Annotated in this window: 3 protein-coding genes and 1 pseudogene; all 4 read left to right on the top strand. The window is 35.9% G+C overall.

The genetic code is table 11. From position 1 onward, the window contains the following. Positions 1-188 (top strand): annotated as a pseudogene (locus tag H5975_RS07810) (rod shape-determining protein MreD); the annotation flags it as partial. A gap of 465 nt (positions 189-653) precedes the next feature. Continuing rightward, entirely contained in the window at positions 654-1,301 is a 648-nt protein-coding gene (locus tag H5975_RS07805; protein ID WP_178659788.1) for an amino acid ABC transporter permease, read from the top strand. A gap of 16 nt (positions 1,302-1,317) precedes the next feature. Beyond that, positions 1,318-1,962, top strand: coding sequence for an amino acid ABC transporter ATP-binding protein (locus H5975_RS07800; protein WP_178659786.1), 645 nt, complete (start codon positions 1,318-1,320; stop codon positions 1,960-1,962). Positions 1,963-1,985: 23 nt separating this feature from the next. After that, on the top strand, positions 1,986-2,608 hold a 623-nt coding region (locus H5975_RS07795), incomplete at its 3' end, for an amino acid ABC transporter substrate-binding protein (RefSeq protein WP_204785568.1).

Raw genomic sequence — 2,608 nt, 5'->3', positions numbered from 1 at the left:
ATGTTTGTGTGTTCCAATTATTAAATTATTGGGCATATTTAATTATTGGGATTGCTCATGTTAATTTCGGGAGTTTCTTGTTATATATATTAGCTCCAACATTGGCTTTGAACTTAGTTTATTTTGTCCTGCTATATTGGCCGATCAATACTTTATTTACTAAAGCACTTGCCAAAAAACGATCCTAATAGTTTTATGAGAGTTTTTTAATTTAAGTATTGACTTTCATAATTTACACGGTTATTATACTTATAATAAAAAAAGACGAAGATCAGAATAGTAAAGCAATTAATCTTTTACAGAAAGTTTCTAGTGATGAGAAGAGATACTGATTAATGCTTGAATCACAACTGTGAGTTGATTACTGAAGAAAAGATAATCCGGGGAAGCCCGTTATAGCGTGGAGTTTATTTATGAACTTACTGAGGTTGGATTCGTGAGGGTCCAACACTAATGAGGTGGAACCGCTGAAAAGCCCTCTAACTATTGTTGAATAGTTAGAGGGCTTTTTAAGTTCTGGTAGAGAATAAACTTATTGAGGTAGTTAGTGTGAACTAACTATAAATTGGGGTGGAAACACGGTAAAGCGTCCCCTTGGATTAATTTCCGAGGGGACGCTTTATGTATCTAAAACATAGAAAGGGGAATCTTCAATGTCTTTACACTACATTACACAAATTTTACCATCACTTTTTCAAGGAGCCGGAATGACGTTAGAATTATTTTTCCTAACACTCATTGGTTCATTACCATTAGGAATTATTTGTAGTTTAGGGTTAGTTTCAAAAATTAAGCCTTTAAAATGGTTCCTTGAATTTTATGTTTGGTTGATGCGTGGAACACCATTACTATTACAATTAATTTTTGTTTTTTATGGTTTACCAATTATCGGAATTGTTTTTCAACGATTTGATGCCGCATTAATTGCATTTATTTTAAACTATGCTGCTTACTTTGCTGAAATTTTCCGTGGTGGACTTCAATCAATTGATGAAGGTCAATACGAAGGAGCCCGGGTATTAGGCTTGAGTTATTGGCAGACGGTTCGCAAAATTGTCATTCCGCAGGTTGTTAAAATCGTTATTCCATCTATTGGAAACGAAGTAGTTAATCTGGTAAAGGATTCCTCATTAGTTTACGTAATTGGATTAGGAGACCTTCTTCGTGCAGGTAATGTTGCAACCTCACGAGATGTTACTTTAGTTCCATTGCTGTTAGTTGGGGTTATCTACTTAATCATGGTGGGGATTTGTACTTATATCCTTCACAAAGTTGAAAAACGTTATTCTTATTACAAGTAGTTAGGAGGGTTAATCAATGTTAGAAGTAAAAAATTTGAAAAAAAGTTTTGATGGTCGCCCAATCTTAGATGATATTAGTTTTAACGTTAAAGATGGTGAAATATTGACAATTGTTGGCCCATCTGGAGCAGGTAAAACGACCCTTCTACGATGCATTACTGGATTAGAATCAGCTGATTCGGGTGATTTTCTGATTGACGGTCAACAATTTAATCCCCAAGATTTGGAAAGCTCTGAAGCTGTAATGGGGGTAGTTTTCCAAGACTTTAATCTGTTTCCACATTTATCGGTTTTAGAAAATCTAACGTTAGCTCCAACAATGGTTCTTAAACAAGATCCCAAAATTGCGGAAGAGAGAGCATTGGATTTATTGGCGCAATTAGGTTTAAAAAATAAAGAACATCTTTATCCATATCAATTGTCAGGTGGGCAAAAACAACGTGTAGCGATTGCTAGGGCTCTGGCAATGAAGCCTAAGATTTTATGTTATGACGAACCCACCAGTGCTTTGGATCCTAATTTACGTGATGAAGTTGCAAAGCTCATTCTTTCTCTGAAAGAACAAGGGGTTACTCAGTTGGTAGTTACTCACGACATGGAATTTGCTAAGAAAATTGCTGATAATATGTTAACCGTAAAAGCATTAGATCAACGAAATTGATGACGAAGGAAGGAAACGTGCTTATGAAAAGGGTAAAAGGATGGCTATTAATGTTGTGCATCATTTTGCCAACGCTTCTTTTGGCTGGGTGCCAAAGCGTTACATATCGTGCTGCACACCAAGATACGTGGGGACGTATTCAGCGACGGCATAAGGTTATTATTGGCCTTGATGATAGTTTTGTACCCATGGGATTTCGTCAGAAAAATGGGAAACTCGTTGGTTACGATATTGACCTAGCTCGTGCTGTTTTTAAGCAGTATGGGATTAAAGTTGATTTTCAAACGATTGATTGGTCGATGAAAGAAACTGAATTAAAAAATGGTACTATTGATTTGCTTTGGAATGGATATTCGGTAACCCCGCAACGTCAGAAGAAGGTTGCGTTCAGCCGTGTTTATCTTCTAAACAAGCAGGTTTTGGTAACCAAGAAAAAAGACCGCATTCAAAATTTCCAAGACATGACTGGTAAAACATTAGGTGTTCAAAATGGTTCCACAGGAATGACGATGCTGGATGAGTATCCTAAATTACTAAAAGATCGGATTAAAAATCACAAAGCAGTATTGTATGATACATTTCCCAATGCTTTTATTGATTTAAATGCTAATCGGATTCAAGGTATTTTAATGGATGAAGTTTATGC

It is taken from the genome of Limosilactobacillus coleohominis (assembly GCF_016901675.1).
Taxonomy (GTDB): domain Bacteria; phylum Bacillota; class Bacilli; order Lactobacillales; family Lactobacillaceae; genus Limosilactobacillus; species Limosilactobacillus intestinavium.
This window is presented reverse-complemented; position numbering and strand designations above follow the sequence as displayed.